This is a genomic window from Streptomyces sp. NBC_01190 (genome assembly GCF_045039895.1).
Lineage (GTDB): Bacteria > Actinomycetota > Actinomycetes > Streptomycetales > Streptomycetaceae > Actinacidiphila.
Window position 1 is genome coordinate 6,809,178 of sequence record NZ_CP108580.1, and the last position, 12,786, is coordinate 6,821,963.

At 69.2% G+C, this 12,786-nt stretch carries 7 protein-coding genes; 3 read left to right on the forward strand and 4 right to left on the reverse strand.

The genetic code is table 11. The features are described from left to right. Positions 1–50 precede the first annotated feature (50 nt). Positions 51–3,824 carry a hypothetical protein gene (locus OG519_RS28700; RefSeq protein WP_405589824.1) on the reverse strand — a complete coding sequence of 1,258 codons (3,774 nt, stop codon included), beginning with the start codon at positions 3,822–3,824 and terminating at the stop codon, positions 51–53. 305 nt (positions 3,825–4,129) lie between these two features. Between OG519_RS28700 and OG519_RS28705 the strand changes: the two genes are divergently transcribed. Next, positions 4,130–4,951, forward strand: a complete 822-nt coding sequence (locus OG519_RS28705) for a peptidoglycan-binding protein (protein WP_405589826.1) — start codon at positions 4,130–4,132, stop codon at positions 4,949–4,951. A gap of 187 nt (positions 4,952–5,138) precedes the next feature. Here OG519_RS28705 and OG519_RS28710 read toward each other — a convergent pair whose 3' ends face one another. After that, the gene (locus OG519_RS28710; RefSeq protein WP_405583131.1) at positions 5,139–6,299 is read right to left on the reverse strand and encodes an IS701 family transposase; all 1,161 of its coding nucleotides are present in this window, start codon (positions 6,297–6,299) and stop codon (positions 5,139–5,141) included. A 181-nt stretch (positions 6,300–6,480) separates the two neighbouring features. Here OG519_RS28710 and OG519_RS28715 point away from each other — a divergent pair, with 181 nt between their 5' ends. Continuing rightward, the gene (locus OG519_RS28715) at positions 6,481–7,749 is read left to right on the forward strand and encodes a GH25 family lysozyme (protein WP_405589828.1); all 1,269 of its coding nucleotides are present in this window, start codon (positions 6,481–6,483) and stop codon (positions 7,747–7,749) included. Between the two features lie 170 nt (positions 7,750–7,919). Here the strand turns inward: OG519_RS28715 and OG519_RS28720 are convergent, their stop codons facing one another. Both OG519_RS28720 and OG519_RS28725 read right to left on the reverse strand, forming a co-directional pair. Next, positions 7,920–8,819: a hypothetical protein gene (locus OG519_RS28720; RefSeq protein WP_405589830.1), complete on the reverse strand. Its 900-nt coding sequence runs from the start codon at positions 8,817–8,819 to the stop codon at positions 7,920–7,922. Next, the gene (locus tag OG519_RS28725) at positions 8,816–9,088 is read right to left on the reverse strand and encodes a hypothetical protein (protein ID WP_405589832.1); all 273 of its coding nucleotides are present in this window, start codon (positions 9,086–9,088) and stop codon (positions 8,816–8,818) included. The genes OG519_RS28720 and OG519_RS28725 overlap by 4 nt, the downstream gene beginning before the upstream one ends. Positions 9,089–9,245: 157 nt before the next feature. Here OG519_RS28725 and OG519_RS28730 point away from each other — a divergent pair, with 157 nt between their 5' ends. After that, complete coding sequence (locus OG519_RS28730; protein ID WP_405589834.1) at positions 9,246–12,776, forward strand: CHAT domain-containing protein; 3,531 nt, start codon at positions 9,246–9,248, stop codon at positions 12,774–12,776. The last annotated feature ends 10 nt before the right edge of the window (positions 12,777–12,786 follow it).

Sequence of the window (12,786 nt, forward strand, 5' to 3'; positions counted from 1 at the left end):
CCTGACAACAACGGCCTGACAACCTGGCCTGACAACGACCGATCGCTGCGTCAGCGACAGGCCCGAGGCATGGGGCGAGAGGACACGTAACGCTGCCATACCGATGGCGTCAGGGCGCCGGTCGTGGTGGCGCAGATCCGGTGGACGGCTTCGGCGGTGTTTGCGGACTGCAGCAGAACGGTGTGGTCGTCGCCCGCGCTGGCGAGGGTGCGGCCGTCCGGACCGAGCACCACCTGGTCGACGGGTCCGGTGTGGCCGCCGATGGGGCCGCCCAAGGCCGTTGGTGAAGTCGGGTCGGCGACGTCCCACAGCCGGATGGTGCCGTCGTCCCCACTGCTGACGACGGTTCGCCCGTCGGGGCTGAACGCTACGGACAGGACGAAGCCGGTGTGTCCGGTCAGTGGCGCGGCGAGGGTGGCGGGGTGGCGGGGATCGCTGACGTTCCACAGGCGCACCGTGTGGTCGTCATTGGCGGTGGCAAGTGTGCGGCTGTCCGGGCTGAAGGCCAGTGATCCCACGCCGCCTGTCTGGGCGGCCAGGGGCGGGCACCACTGCCGGGGGTGCGTGGGGTCGGTGACGTTCCACAGGCGAGTGGTGTCGTCGGCGCCGCCGCTGGCGAGGACGCGGCCGTCGGGGCTGAAGGCCAGTGCCCGTACGGTGTCGGAGTGCGCGGTGATCGGGGTGCCGATCTCCCGGGGCCGTGTGGGGTCGGTGATGTCCCACCGGTGCACCTTGTGGTCGTCGCCGGCACTGGCCAGGATGCGGCCGTCCGAGCTGAATACAGCCGTCTTGACGGCGGCGTGGCTCGGGTCGGGGGTGCGCTTGCTCAGCTCGCGCGCGTGGGCTGGGTCGGTGAGGTCCCATAGACGCATGGTGCCGTCGCGGCCGGCGCTGGCCAGGAGGTGGCCGTCGCGGTTGAAGGCGAGCATGTTCACGGCGTTGGTGTTGCCGAGCAGCGAGGTGCCTATGGGAGACGGGTTGGCGGGGTCGGCGGTGTTCCAAAGCCGGATCGCCCCGTCGGTGGCGCCTGCTGCCAGGATGCGGCCGTTGGGGTTGAAGGCGACGGTGTTCTCGTAGCTGCGGGTGGGCAGCACGGTTCGGGGCAGGTTCCACAGCCGTGCGGTGTTGTCGGCGCTGACGCTGGCCAGGGAGTGTCCGTCGGGGCTGAAGGCGAGCCACCAGATGTATCCGGTGTGGCCGGTGAGGGGCGGGCACAGTGCGATCGGGGCCGAGGGGTCGGTGACGTTCCACAGGCGGATCGTCTGGTCGGCGCCCGCGGTGGCCACGACCTTCCCGTCAGGGCTGAAGGCCACTGCGTAGATCGTGTTGGTCGCGGCGCCAGGGAGGGTGCCCAGGGCGACCGGTTTTGCCGGGTCGGAGACGTTCCACAGCCGCAGGCTGAAGTCGTTCCCGGCGCTCGCCATGATCCGGCCGTCCTTGCTGAAGGCGACCGCGTAGACGGTGTCCGTATGGCCGTGCAGCGGCGGACCCCAGGGCTTCGGGTTCGCGGGGTCGGTGACGTTCCACAGCTGGATGGTGTGGTCGTGGCCAGCGCTGGCCAGGGTGCGGCCGTCAGGGCTGAAGGCCGCCGAGGCGATGGCGCCTTTCTGGCTGCGCAGGGGCTTGCCGAGTGGGCTCGCGCGGGCGGGGCCGGTGACGTTCCACAGTCGCACGGTGCCGTCGTCGCCCGCGCTGGCCAGGGTGCGGCCGTCCGGGCTGAAGGAGACCGAGAAGACGATGCCCGAGTGTCCGCGCAGTGCGGGCAACGCCGTCGGGCGCTTCGGGGTGGCGAGGTTCCACAGCCGCACGGTGTGGTCGCGGCCCGCTCCGGCGAGCGTGTGGCTGTCGGGGCTGAAGGACAGCCACATGATGCCGCCGGCGTGGGCGCGGATCGGGTTGCCGAGCGGCGCCGGGTGAGCGTGGTCGGTGACGTTCCACAGCCTGACGGTGTCGTCTTTGCCTGCGGTGGCCATCACGTGGCCCTGTGTGCTGAAGGCGACCGCGTAGACGGTTGCGGTGTGCCCGGTCAGCGGGGTGGACAGGGGTGTGCTCTGGGTGCCCAGCAGGTCGGTCGAAAGGCGGCTGGTGGGGTGGATGCGGTATCCGGCGACGTCGAGGCGGGCTGCGAGTGATTGATCGGTGCCGCGTAACTGGTCGGCCTGGGCCTGCACTTCGCCCGAGACTGCGCTGTCGCGTTCAGCCCGGGCGGTCGATCGCTGCTGGAGGGCGATTCCGGCAGCGGCCACGGCGAGGACGGTCAGTAGCGAGAGCGCGGCCACTGCCGCGCGGCGGCGTCGAGCGGCCCGGCCTTGGTGCCGGGTGGAGGCGGTCAGGAATTCCGTCTCTCGCTGGCTCAACCGTGCGTCGTCCGCGTGCGTTTGGGCCCACTCTTGAGCGACGGAGAGCCGGGAGCCGCGGTAAAGCGCGCTCGTGTCGCGCTGTTCGCGCTCCCATGCAGTGGCGGCGTCGGTGAGCTGTTGCTGGATGAGCAGGCCGGCCCGGTCTTCGCTGATCCATCCGCTCAGTCTCGGCCAGGCGTGGAGCAGTGCCTCGTGGGTGATTTCCACGCTGTCGGTGTCGAGGGTGACGAGTCTGGCGCGGGCCAGTGCGTCGACGACGGCTTCCGCGCTGGGATCGAGTTCGTCTCTGGCCAGGCGGCGCTTGGAATCCCCGGTGTTGTCGTTGAGGGACACAAGGCGCAGGAAAATGCCTTGCGCGAGGCGTTGTTGCGGCCCGGTGAAGCTGTTGTAGACGGTTTCGGCGGTGTTGGCCAGGGCGTGGGTGATGCCGCCAGCCGACTCATATCCGCTCAGGGTCAGGGTATTGCCGCGCCTTCGCCGCCAGGTCTCGCGCATCGCGTGGGAGACCAGGGGCAGGACGCCGGCCTGCCCGGTTGCCTCGGCCACCACTCGGGCGAGCAGGGGTCCTTCAACTGTGGACTCGGCCTGGACAGCGGGCTGGGTGATGGCCCGACGCAGCTCATCGGTGGTCATCGGGCCGACGAGCAGTTGCGAGTCCTGGAGCGCGTCCGCGAGGTCGGGGTGCGGTGAGCAGGCGGCGTAGAAGTCGGCCCGCACGCCGAGGACGACGTGCGTCCGGCTGTTGGCCGCACGGGCAGCCGTGAGCAGCGAGGTGATGAAGGCGGCCCGTTCGTCCGCGTCCGCGCAGAGAGTGAAGATCTCCTCGAACTGGTCCACCACGAGGAGGAGTTCGGCCTCCGGCGGCTGCTGCGCGAGCAGTTGGAGCGCGGTCAGATGCAGGGCGCGGGGGTTGGCCCGCAGATCGTCGTTGAGGGCGACGGCGGAGGAGCCGGAGAGTGCGGCGAGCCGCGCCGCGCATTCCTCGAAGGGGTGCGGGCCGGGGATGAGAACCAGTGTGGTCCACGATGCCTCGCCGCCGGACACCCGCGGGATCAGTCCGGCCCGCAGGAGCGAGGACTTCCCGGAGCCCGACGCGCCGAACACCGCGACGAACCTGTGGCCGCGGACGCGGCCTTCCAGGTCGTCGGTGAGCCGTTCGCGTCCGAAGAACCGGTCGGCGTCACTGGCTTCGAAGGGGCTGAGCCCCGCGTAGGGGCAGTCGTCGTACCCTTCGGAGGCGTCCGTGAGCTCATCGTCGCGGGCCAACTCGGCCGACAGGCGGCGCCAGCGCTGCTCCCACTCCGCCGTATCGCCGCCGCACGCGCGGACGTAGGCGAGGGTGACCGACAGGCTCGGCAGCTTACGGCCGGAGGCGGCGTCGGCAAGGGTGGTCGAGGAATAGTGCGCTGCGCGGGCGAGCTTGCGGTACGGCGGGGCGCCGGCCTTGTCTCTCAGTTTCCTCAAGTCCGCAGCGAACTTGACCAGATGGGTGTCTTCACCGTCTAACGGCCGCTCGCTGCGGGGCACCGTCGCCTCCTACCTGTCCTCGCGGAGTGCTCATTGTGCGGAGCGTGTTGTCCGGCGTCCAGCGGCCGACAGCGGACAACGTCTCGTCCCTTACAAACGAGCCACCACCGCAGACGCGGCGGTGACGGTCACACGGGGAAGAGGGACGCACGACTATGAGCAGCGATGTGAAGCATTCCGCACTACTGCGGACGAGAAGGGCTGTACTCGGAGCCCTCACGGCGGTACTCGTCTCTGGCGCGGTGCTGGCCGGGCCTACCGCGGCGTCGGCGGATTCGGCCGATATCAGGCTGGGGCAGGCGGACCTGAACGGGCTGGCGTACAACGCCGGGACCGTCGACGGCGTCAGCGGACCGCAGACCGAGGCAGCCGCGGAGTCCTTCCAGTCCGACCGGTGCCTGAGCGTCGACGGGATCATCGGCAGCCAGACGCTGGGCGAACTGGAGACCGTCGTCAAGGAGGTCCAGGGCAAGGCCGGGGTCAGCCGGGACGGCGACTACGGCAGCGGCACCACCAGCGCCGTAAAGACCTACCAGAGCACGCACCAGCTCACCGCCGACGGCCTCGCCGGCCCCGACACCATGAAGTCGATGGGCATCACGCGACTCGTCGCAAGCTGCCACACCGGCAGCGCCCAGCGCGACAAGATCGTCAGCGTGGCCAAGAGCCAGCTCGGCGTCCGCGCAGACTCCGGCAACTGCGTCCCCGGCAAGCCGTACAGCATCTGCAAGGACTGGTGCGCAGCCTTCGCCACCTGGGTGTGGCGGGACGCCGGAGAGAACATCCCGTTCATGACCTACGTGCCGAACGTCTACGACTGGGCGGTCAGCCACAACCGCTGGTACGGCACCAGCCAACTGCACTCGGCGCGCCCCGGCGACATGATCATCTTCGGCACCGCCACCAACCGCTACCACATCGGGATCGTCGACCACGTCAGCGCATCAACCGTCTACGTGATCTCGGGCAACACCTCCAACCCGAGCAACTCCAGCCAGATCGGCGTCTACGACAAGAGCTACCCCGTGTCCAGCTCCGTCTTCTACGGGCTGGTCCGGCCCTAGTACTGCAACGGTCTTTGTTCTGATGTGTGGGCAGTTTCTGGTGGTGTGTGGCCGCGTCGTTTGTAGTGGCTGTTGCGGGCTTGGAATTGTCGTCGGCGGCGCCAGCGTGACCAGTGCAGGACGTGGTCGATGAGGTTGGCGCGGGGCCGGGTCAGGCGGGTGGTCAGTCGCCGGATTTCGGGGAGGGTCAGGCCGATGAGCTGGGAGGATCCGTTTCTGCTTTCTCCGTGTCGAGCGCGCGGGCCCGCAGGACGGTCAGGCAGGCGTGGGCTGCCATGGCGAGGGTGATGTGGCGGTGCCAGCCGGGGTAGCGGCGGACCTGGTAATCGTCCAGGCCGCATTCCTGCTTGGCGGTTTGGAAGCATTCCTCGACGGCCCACCGGCTGCCGGCGACGCGGATCAGCTCATCGAGCGTGGTCTCGGCGGGGCAGTAGGCGATGTAGTAGGAGATCTCCTGCGGCCTGGCGATGCTGCGGCGGGCGATGACCCAGTGCCGGCGGTCCTCGCGGTGCCAGGGACGGACCTCGACCCTGGCCCAGTCGTAGACGCGTGGGCCGTGGGCGCCGTTGCCGCAGGAGCGGCGTTTCCACTTCTGCCGGGGCAGGTGGGGAAACAGGTCGTGGACCGGGTGGTCCATGGCCCAGCGGGTGACGACGGTGTCGTGGCGGGTGGTGGCCATGACGTGGAAGACATCAGCCTGCTCGAGTTCGGTCCGCCAGCCTTTGGAGAAGCCGTAGGCGGCGTCCGCGGTCACCCACCGGAACGGGATCTTCTCGGTGATCGCGCGTCGGACCATCGCTTTGGCGATGACGACTTTGGTCTCGAAGGCGACGTCGTCGCCGACGCCGGCAGCCTGGCAGCGTTCGCGGTCGTCCGTCCATGACGTGGGCAGATACAGGCGGCGGTCGATCAAGGTGCGGCCGCGTTCTCCGGCATAGGCGAGGAAGACACCGACCTGACAATTTTCTGTCCGCCCCGCGGTGCCCGAATATTGGCGTTGGACGCCGGCCGAGCGGACGCCCTTCTTCAGGAATCCGGTGTCGTCCACGATCAGCACCGCGTCCGGGTCGCCGAGGTGCTCCACGACGTAATCGCGGACGTCGTCGAGGACCTCATCGGCGTCCCAGTCGCACCGGTTCAGCAGCCGGTGCATGCGGTCGGGAGCCGCGTGGCCGGCCTCCTCCGCGAGCGTCCAGCCGTTTTTCCGCTCCAACGGAGCGATCAGCCCCTGCATGTAGGCCAGTGCCGACTCCCGCGGCTCCGACCGAGCGAATCGGTGCACGAACCGCTCGTGCAACTCGCCCAGACCCGCTGCCCACGTCCTGACCTCACCGAGTTCCCCACCCATAATCGGATCAACGACTGTCCTGGCCACCAGTCACACCAAACGCCGTTGCAGTACTAGTACGACCGGCACCACTGGCCTCACCGACATCTCCGCTCGCCTGCCGGCCGGCGCCGCAGAGGCACATGACGTGCCTCGCGGCGCCGGCCCAGCCTGCGCCGACCTTCGAAACGGAGAACCACCGATGAACAGAACCCTGGCCACCGCCGTCACACTCGGCCTCACCGTGCTGGGCGCATCGGCCGGTCTGCCGCACGACGTAGCCCGTGCGGCAGCGATCCCGGCACCGGCCCACCCCTGGCACGAGGACGCCGACCACATGGGCTCCGGGCTCACCGCCCGCATGCCGGCCAGGGCCGTGCACGAGTCGGTCACCGCCCCTGCGGCCCCTGACGTCACGGGGACGCTGAAGGGCCTGGACGTCAGCGCGTTCCAGGAGAACATCAATTGGCCGTCAGTGGCATCGAAAGGCGCGTCGTTCGCCTACGTCAAGGCGACCGAGGGCACCGACTACACCAGCAGCCAGTTCTCCCAGCAGTACAACGGATCCGCGGCGGCGGGCCTGATCCGCGGCGCCTATCACTTCGCCCTGCCCAACACCGCCGGCGGCAGCGCCCAGGCCGACTACTTCGTCGCCCACGGCGGAGGCTGGTCCGACGACGGCAAGACCCTCCCCGGCGCACTCGACATCGAGTACAACCCCTACGGAGCCACCTGCTACGGCCTCAGCCAAAGCGCGATGGTCTCCTGGATCACCGCTTTCAGCAACGAGTACCACGCCAAGACCGGCCGCTACCCCATCGTCTACTCCACCCGGGACTGGTGGTCGACCTGCACCGGCAACTCCGCCACGCCCGGCCAGCACGACCCCCTGTGGATTGCCAACTACAGCGGATCGCCCACCCCGCTGCCGGCCGGCTGGAGCACCTACACCATCTGGCAGAACGCCGACAGCGGCACCTTCCCCGGCGACCAGGACGTCTTCAACGGCACCACCACGGACCTCAAGACCTTCGCCCACGGCACCTACGCCCCGCCCCCGCCGCCCCCCGGCAGCGGCTGGCCCGTCATCTCCCAGGGCGCCACCGGCCACAGCACTACAACCATTCAGTACCTGCTCGACGCCCACGGCTCCACCCTCACAGTCGACGGCGACTTCGGTCCGGCGACGCGGAGCGCGGTAATCGCCTTCCAGACCAGCCAGGGCCTCACCGCCGACGGCATCGTCGGCCCCAGCACCTGGCAGGTGCTCATCATCACCGTGCAGGAGGGCGACGGTGGACCGGCCGTGAAGGCCGCGCAGGACGAACTGACCGCACATAGCCACCCCGTCACCGTGGACGGTGAATTCGGTCCGGCGACGCGGAGCGGGGTACTCGCCTTCCAGACCAGCAAGAGCCTTACGGCCGACGGCGTCGTCGGCCCGAAAACATGGGCAGCGCTCGTCTCCTGATTTTGACGCCTGCATGCGTCAGAGCGAAAGCAGCCGTTGGCGCCCGACCAGAACCACTGCCATCACCACAGGACCCGCGCGCCGAACACCCGCTGAGGCCGTTCGGCGCGCGGGTTCCGCCGATAACGCGGAGGTCAGCACGGCGGTTATGCGGTTTACGCCACCACGGGCTATCGCTGCGTTGGGTTTGCTGGTTGTGGTTGGTGTTTCTGAAACGCCTCGGCCATCTGCGTGCCGATCTCCAAAGTAAGCCGGCCCGTCAGTTCGAAGCCGAGTTGTTTGGCGACGTCACGGCTGTACATGTCGATCGAGGACTCCACCAGGTCCGCGTACACACCGACCGAGCGGCGGATCCGGTGCCGCGCCGCCAACAACAGCCAAAGCCCTGGTACGAGCGCAGGCCACCAGTACGCGCCGACGACCAGATAGGCCAGGCCCCACACCGGCGTGCGGGCGGTTGAGGCACACCGCTCCTGGATCGTTGTCACCTCCAGCCGAGCCGCGTCCGGCAGCACTAGCCACAGCCGTGGCCACGTGGTGGTCAGGTCGAGGCCGGTGTTGTGGTGGACGCGGTCAGCAACGGCACGTAGCCGGTCGCCCGCCCATGTCGGGCAGTTCGGCTCGATCTCGGAGATCGCGTCGCGGCGCATTACGGCGCGACGGGCATTGGCCCTGGCCTGGCGGTTGTCCGGGTCGGACAGCACAGCCCTGACTGCAGTGTTCACCTTCGCCGTGGCCTGATGCCAACGGCGAAGGCGCAGCGCGGTAAACGGTCTGCCGAGGCCCATGCCCGTCGCTCCCCAGGCTGTGATCACGACACCGCCCATCGCAGTCACCGCGACGCCTGCCACAGCGGTCGCGAGAAGGAACCCCGCTGCGGTCCACGCCAAGGCTGGTCCTGTGGACACAGCCGTCACCCGCGTCCGCAACAGTGCGATGTCGAGCGGGTGCGAGGGGCCGAGCACGACAGCCGCCACCGCGACGGCCACGAACACCGCAGCGGGCAGCGCGAGTACGGCGGCCCAGCGACCTGCCAGGTTCTTGCCGAGCTCCGTGAGAAAGGCGTTCACAAGTTGACCCTGATCTCGCGGAACGGTTGCCGGGTGAGACGGCATGACGGCTGCGTGTCGGTCGCCGTGCGCGAACATGCGCCGGTCGGGCATACCCAGGCCGTGACGACCACACCTCGTGCTCCGGGCCACGGTTCGAAACTGCGGTACGCCCGCGTCAGGTTGTCGATGCCGTGCTCGGCGAAGGCGCTGTCGAGCAGGTCGAGGTCGGCTTCGGGTACTTCGCCCCCGGAAGCTGCCGTGACGACCCTCGCCAGCACGTCCGCCACGCCGTATCGCGCGGCGCGTTCCGCCAGCGCCTGTCCTGCCTGCTCGCAGAGGGCTCCGACACGTGGACCAGTTGTCGGTTCCATGCCGATCTCAGAACCCCCTTCTCCGTGATTTCGGACACGCTACCGTGGACGGCAGGGATGGGGGAGGCCGCAGGTGTACGAAGACGTCCGTTTAGTGGTCGAGAACTTCGAGTACTCCGGTGATGTCGGCGCACTGTTCGCCGCCGCCCTCCCACGGCCGTCGCTGTGCCCTCGGGAGTTGTTGCCGCACCTGGCGCAGGCGCACTGGCACCGGTACCGCGCGCAGAGCGGGTTCGACGGCTTGATTGAGCGGGAGTCGTGGGCGTCCATCGTGGGCGAGGAGCCTGATCCCGCGGTCACCGCCGTCACCGCCGCGGAGCAATATCGGGAGCTGGTGGCGGCGCGAAACGCCCTCCGCCGACGCCAGGAAACCTGGACGTTCGTCGCCCTCGGGAATGCTTACACCGCGTTGTTGGAGGCGGTGGACGACGAGCGGATGGAGGCCGCCCTCATCGTCGACCAGTGCGACTGGCTGCTCATGCTCGACGAGCACCGCGGCACGGACGAGTATGCCGAGCTTGTTGTCAACGGGCTGGAGTGGGTGCTCGTCCGCACGCCCCCCGATGATCCGCAATGCGCCCGCCGGCGGGTCGATCTTGCCCGCGCTCGGGCGAACGCGGGCAGGCGGCCGGGTCAGGTGCTCGCCGATTACCGGACCGCGGCCCAACTGGCACTGCGCGAACGCCCGGTGTGGCGCGATGTCGTGATAGAGGTCGCGCAGTACGAGTACGACCTCTATGCGAACGGCGCCGCGCCGATTTATCTGGCCGGTGCGCTCGTCACGTGCCGCGACCTCGCCGACGCTCTGGAGCGGGATTTCGGTAACACTGCGACAGTGCCCGTGCTTGCCCAGCTCGAACAGGAGGTCAGCCGCCGAATCGGACCGGACGTGGCGCGGTTCCTGCTGACCTGCCACCACGAGCCCGACGTTCTGCGGGCGCAGCGGGACACGGTCGAAGCTCTGTTGCGGCAGAAGATCGGGCCTGGCGTGCTGGTGGAACGGCGAGACCAGGCGTGGTTGCTCGCCATCGGGCTGCCACTCGACCACGAGGGCAGGCCGGACGCGCTGCTGGACCTCTATCACCAGCACATGGAGCTCTGGGAGGTCGGCGGAGACACCGAGGCGGGCGGGCTCGCCTTCGACACGGCCTACGAAGCGATGCTCACCACCTCACCCGAACACGCACGCAGAGCCGAGTTGTTGGAGGCGTTCGCCTACGCCGCGACGGCCATCTCCGTCCAGACCGTTTCCCCCGATGACGCGACAGTCGCGGTCACCGCCGCACGCACCCTGCTGGAGATGCCTGCCCGTGACGAAGGTCAGCGAGCACTGTGGCTCTCCACCCTGGCATCCGCGCTGCTCCAGCAATTCGAACTCGGCGCCAACCCGGCGGCCGGCCAGGAGGCCGTCACCGACGCGGAGAAGGCCGTCGCGCTGACCGCACCCGGCGACAAGAACCTCCCGTTGCGCTGGTCGACACTGTCAATCGCGGCACGGAAGGTGGCTGAGGCCGGGGACCACAGCCTGTTCGCTCGGGCCGTCGAGGCGGGCGCCCAGGCGGTGGCCGTTATCCCCGCGGATGACGTGCGCCGTATCGGGATGCTCTACAACTACGCCTCCGCCGTGCAGTCCCATGCGGTCACCACCAATGTGACGGACGCCGAGCCGTTCCGCGAGGCCGAACGCGCCTACCGCGCCGCGCTCGCCCTGCTGCCTCCCGACCACCCCGACAACCCCCGCATCGAAAGCACGATCGCCGACCTGCTCTACCACCGTTACGAGCAGTGCGGCGACTTCGCCGCACTGGACGAATCGCTCGACCTCGCCGTGAAAGCTGTTCGCGAGACGCCGCGGGACCACCACTGGTGGCCGTTGCGGGCGTTCGCACTCGCACGCTCGGCCCAAGCGCTTGCTACGTTCGGCGGGCCGCGCGCCGACGAGCTGCGCCAGCAGGCGGTCACCCACTACCGGGCGGTCGGCGCGCACCCGGCCGCCACCGCCCAGCACCGGATGCTGTGTGAGCGGGAGCAGGCCGCGATACTCACCGAGGCGGATCCGGCGACGGCGCTGGACGCGCTGGAACGTGTGATCGCTGCCATTCCCGTGACGGTCAGCCGGGCGCTGCCGCAGCCCCAGCGGCTCCGGGCGGCAGCGCAGTTGGACGGTCTGGCCGACCGCGTGGTGGAGGCCGGGCTGCGGTCGGGCAGGCTCGACCGGGCTCTGGAGCTGCTCGAACAGTGCCGGGCCGTGCTGTTCGGCGATGCGTGGGGAATCCGCCGCGGCTGGGCGAAGCTGGTCGAGATCCGGCCGGAGCTCGCCGAAGAGCTCAGCCAAGTGGAGAAGGACCTCGCCGACGCCGACTCCCACTCCGACCTGACATTTAATATCGAAGTGGAGTACAAGGGCCAGACCACCACCACGCGCTGGGACCCGCGACCGCAGGCCGTGCAACGGATCAGGCGGCTCGCGACGCAGCGGGACCGCCTGATCGAGAACGCGCGGTTGGTTCAGGGGTGCGAGAACCTCCTGATGCCGGCGGACCTTGAGACGTTGCGCGCACGCCTGATCGGGCACACCGCGGTGATCGTCAGCGCAGCGGGCACCGCGCTCCTCGTTCCCGGCGACCACCTGCAGCCCGTCGAGGCCGTGCCACTGCGGCGGATGACCGAGCTCACAGCCCGTGCCCAGGTTACGAAGCTGCGGGCGGCGCTCGCTGACGTGAAGGCCGCCGGGTGCTCGTTCGACCGGCGCGAGCAGGCCCAGCTGGACGTGCACGCGGTTCTGGAGTGGTTGTGGGACACCACGGCCGGGCCGATATTGGATCGGGTCGCGGACTCGCGGCTGTGGTGGTGCCCGATCGGCGTCGCGGCAGGGCTGCCGCTACACGCAGCGGGCAGGCACCGCGACGGTGCCGGGCTGACTGTGTTCGACCGCGTTGTCTCGTCGTACACGCCGTCCCTCACCGCGCTCGCCGACACCGTCACCACACCCCCGCCGCAATACGCCCGACCTACCGCGCTCGCGGTCGGCGTCGGCGAGAGCGAGGGCGTGCCCACGCTGCTGAGCGCCCGCGACGAGGCCGAGGCTGTGGCCGGACTGTTGCCCGGCTCCGCTGTGCTCCTCGACTCCGCCGCCTCCGCAGACGCCATTATGGAAGGCCTGCAAGACCATGTGATCGCCCACTTCGCCTGCCACGGCCGTGCAGTCAGCTCAGACGGAAACCCACACCTCGGCGGGTTGATGCTAAACAACGGGTGGTTCCGCCCATCGTTCGTGCGCGACCTGCGCACCACGCAAGCGCAGCTTGCGTTCCTGTCCGCGTGCGACACCGCCAGTCCCGACCCGGCGCTGCTGGACGAGCCGCTGAACCTGGCATCGGCCTTCCACCTCGCCGGCTTCCGCGGCGTCATTGGCACCCAGTGGCACACCGCAGACAGCACCGAGACTGCCGTGGCGGTGTACGCGGCGCTAACCGCCCACGGCACCCGACCCGCTGACACCGCTCAGGCGGCCTCTGCACTCACGGAGACGTCGCGCCGTATGCGGGACGCTTACCCGGCCGTGCCGACACGGTGGGCCGCGCACATGCATGTTGGCAACTGAAATCTCGGCT

Coding starts and splice junctions, on each gene's coding strand:
- OG519_RS28710 (WP_405583131.1), bottom strand. CDS start 6,299: ATGGGTGGGGAACTCGGTGAGGTCAGGACGTGGGCAGCGGGTCTGGGC.
- OG519_RS28715 (WP_405589828.1), top strand. CDS start 6,481: ATGAACAGAACCCTGGCCACCGCCGTCACACTCGGCCTCACCGTGCTG.